This window comes from Cupriavidus basilensis (genome assembly GCF_029335485.1).
GTDB lineage: Bacteria > Pseudomonadota > Gammaproteobacteria > Burkholderiales > Burkholderiaceae > Cupriavidus > Cupriavidus basilensis_E.
In genome coordinates this window covers 1-3,287 of the sequence record NZ_JARJLM010000287.1, presented here as the reverse complement: position 1 = coordinate 3,287, position 3,287 = coordinate 1, and the positions used below count along the sequence as shown (strand labels likewise).

Genomic DNA, 3,287 nt, shown 5'->3' with positions numbered 1-3,287 from the left:
CTTTGCCAGGTTCAACGCTTTAGGCAGGCGGATCTGGATGAACTCGTTGTCATCCGGGGCCTTCGTGCCGACGTGGCGGCCGACACTGAACGGATAGTTGTTGTCGTCGATGACCAACAGCGTGTTTGCGTCAAGCACCACGATGTCTTCGATGGTGTTGAAAGGCATGCCAAACGGATCGCCGATTGCCACATCGCCGGCGGCGCCACCCTTGCTGATCCCCGCCGGGTCGCGGAGCTTCATCAGGTTGGCCAGCTCCGTCTTGCCAACGTACTCGCCCGGCCTGCCCAGCGTCACCTGGAACAGCTTCTTGAAGCCGTTCAAATCGCCCTGCGAACCATCGCGCTCGATGATGATGCCTTCGGTCGCGTTGTACAGGATGAAGTCGCCGATGTTGGTGCCCTTGTCGTCAAGCTTGTACTTGTACTGCACGCCCGTGTATTGGCGCTTGGCGATGTCGAACTCGGAGATCAGCAGCGTCTTGCCGTCGTGGCCAGTCAGCGGCAGCTCCAGCAGCGGGTAGAGCTTCTTGCCATCGGGGCTGATCGCCATCCCTTCGAATCCGCCCGAGCGCTTGGCACGGACTGGGGCGGAGGTGACGGTGGAGCGGTACGGCCAGTACAGCCCCGCCATCCACGGCGTGTTGGCGCCGGCCTCGTCCTGCATGTTGGTGCCATCATCGGTGTTGGCAGGGTCGCCGTAGATGGGGAAGTCGCCGAACAGGTAGACCGTGCGAATCGCCGGGAACTTTTCCTGCACACGCAGCAGCGTGCGGAAATCGAAGCTCTGGATATCCGCGCGAAGCTGCATGTTGCGGCTAATGATCAGGTTCGCCAGCGTGTCGGCCATCGTGTTGGCGTCCACGGTGCGGCTCCGATAGACGTTGCCCTTGCCGTCCTTGTCACCGCGCGGGTTGATCTTGGTCTCGATGTTGAAGCGCACCTTCTGCGCGTTCGCGGCACGCTTGGCGGCCTGAGCGTGACTCTTGCCCGCGCCGGTCGTGTAGTAGCTCACGTAGGCATCGACTAGGTCGAAAATATCCTTCGCGGCCGGCACGACGTACGGACTGCCATAGCCCTTGGACATGGCCAGTGCCGCCGAGACGGGCGAGAGCGCCGGATCATTGACCTGGCTCGCACCACGGAAAAGCTTGTCGCAGATGAAGGTGCTCTGGATCTGCGCGAGCGTCAGGCTCTTGATCAGCACCTCGTCGGCCGCGTTGTACGGGGCACCGTCCATGCGGCGGCACTTGACGGCCTCGATGTACGGATCGTGCTTGAGTACCGCCACGCCATCCAGCGTGATGCCGGCGTCGGTCTCTAGCGTCGTCATCAGGTTGTCGAGCGCTGCCTCCATGGCGGGAAGCGTATTCTCGGGACGCAGGTTGCGTGCGCCACGGTGTCCCTGAGCGTCGAACTTGGCCGGGTCGATCTGGCCATCCGCCAGCAGGTAGTCACCTGGCTTGCCGTCGCCATTGGCGTCGAAGGCGGCCACTGCTGCGTAGAGCAAGTCGGGCCGATCCGAAATGATGCCGTTGACGCCGGCCTTAAGAAGGGTGGTCATTTCCGTGCTGTCGTTGACCGTCCAGGTCACCACGCTATGGCCGGCGGCCTTGAGTGACGCCAGGTCGAGCGTATCGGAGACAGCCTTGGCAAGACCCGGTTGCGGATTCGCGCCACGTGCATAATGTGCGTTCGGGTTCGATTTCACGCCATTGGCATCGTACTTGAGCTGCACGTAATACGGCGAAAACACCGGAGCGCGCTTGGCGCCGTACTGGAATGCGTGGGTACGCACGGCGTTCATGATCCGCACCGGCGTGGCCTCCTCCGAAAACGGATTCTGCGGCGAGCGGATCTGCTTGCCCGGATTCTCGAAGTCCGGCAACGGAATCGGCGCCTCCAGCAGCACGCCCTGCGCATCGGTATGCAGCAGGAACGGCCCGAACTCATCACCAAACCACAACGTGCCATCGGGCGCGCGCTGCATGCTCTCGATATCGAAGTCGGCACCGGTCAGCACGCGATCCGTCGTAAATTGGTTGGAGATGGCGAACGGCACCAGCTTGTTCGGATCCTTCAGCTCGATGAAGCTCTTGACGGTCACGCTGCCTGACCCGCCCGCCGACGTCTTGAACACCGGCGCGACGGTGTAGACACGGAGATTGAAGTCGGCCGAATTCTCCAGCGAACCATAGCCATTGTCGGCCATCACCATGAAGGTTCCATCGCTGTTGCGCAACACCGCGGAGAAGCCCTGCACCGGTTGCGACGCGAATGGTGCCGTTGCGCCATTCAGGTCACCGCTGATATAGCGCCCCGAGACCGGCCCCGTAGCAAACGTGGCGGCTGGCAGCACAGCACGGCCAACTAGAGTCGGTTCCGTCATGGCGGGGACGACGGACGCAGCGGGCGCGCTATTGTCGTCACCGCCGCAGGCGGCAAGCAAGGTGGCGGCCAGCAGCGCGCTCGCGAGCGCGGCGCCGGTCAGGCGAGAACGGAATTTGTCAGGATGCATGGCATGGCTCTCTTCTTGTGTGAGAAACAACCATATTGGTGTTTGGATGTTTCTTCGACATGACAATGTAGCGACTGAGCCCACGCTGACCGGAGCCCTCGCGCCCCAAGAGACCGGCCGTGATGGACTACCATCGGTGCCCTTCCCCGTGGCGGAAATGCTGCTTGTCCTGGCGACGCCGGACGGGCCTGTGTTTTGCGCGTGATGCGCCAAAACGTCGACCGGGATGAAGGTCCGCTTATCAGGATTGCGTGCGCAAAGTCTGATTCGCGCATGTATTTCGATGACATGTCTCTCGGGAAGCTGACGGAGCCGGCCGCCATGCTTCATCGGTGCATCCCATACGTGAGCGGATCACCGACATGCAGCCAGAAGAACAGCCACTTCGACTATCGCTGGAGGAACGGGTGATTGCGGAGCAGGAGGATCTCCGGCGCCTGCACGAGAAGAGCGTATTCAGGTGGAGTAGGCAAGCCGACCCTAAGGAAGGATGTGCTTTGGCAGCGGCTCGGGAGCCGCGCCGAACTTGCGAGCTTTTTTCTGCCGCGCACTCTCAGACGCTCACCGCAATCTAGAATGCGCACTTAATATCTTGATTACGCGCGTCAATGCCCTGCCCTCACGTGCCGACGGCGGGGATGAGAGCGGGACACCCAGGCTCAAGTTGTCCCCTGCGGTTGTAGAGGGCGTGGCACGCTTCCCTGCAGCGGACAGAGAACGGACGCGTCCCGGATACGGCTACGTGTTGGCCATGGAAGGGGAAATATCCG

At 61.9% G+C, this 3,287-nt stretch carries 1 protein-coding gene; it reads right to left on the bottom strand.

Annotated elements, in window-relative coordinates; translation table 11 throughout:
* On the bottom strand, positions 1-2,847 hold a 2,847-nt coding region (locus tag P3W85_RS16905; RefSeq protein ID WP_276265622.1), incomplete at its 3' end, for an esterase-like activity of phytase family protein.
* Positions 2,848-3,287: the final 440 nt, after the last annotated feature.